Below are 338 nucleotides of genomic sequence, written 5' to 3' on the forward strand. Positions count from 1 at the left end.
TCGTCATAAAGTGGTCTCAGCAGTTCACACACAGGCTTGAACCAGCCGCTCAGTGTGCTTTCGGAAAGACGGACACCCAGATGGCGGAACTCCTTGACCTGCCTGTAGAATGGAACGTGATATTCGTATTTCTGCAGGAGCATTTCGGCCAGCATGGTGGAACCGGCCAGACATTTGTAAACAGGAGAAGGTGGAAGCGGAGCAATGATTACGCCGCTTTCACCTTCCCTGGGAAGACTCAGGTTGTCTTTCAGTCCATATTTGGGACGGACAGTCTCCTTTACATACAGCCTGCCCGGTTCAAATTCCAGCGTACGGGTACGTTCCTCGCCGATCCG

At 52.7% G+C, this 338-nt stretch carries 1 protein-coding gene; it reads right to left on the minus strand.

Translation table 11 applies throughout. The features are described from left to right. Window positions 1-338 (minus strand): IS66 family transposase (locus WKT12_RS16510; protein WP_340320338.1); only part of this gene is annotated, 338 nt, incomplete at both ends.

This window comes from Phocaeicola sp. HCN-6420, from assembly GCF_037890145.1.
Taxonomy (GTDB): domain Bacteria; phylum Bacteroidota; class Bacteroidia; order Bacteroidales; family Bacteroidaceae; genus Phocaeicola.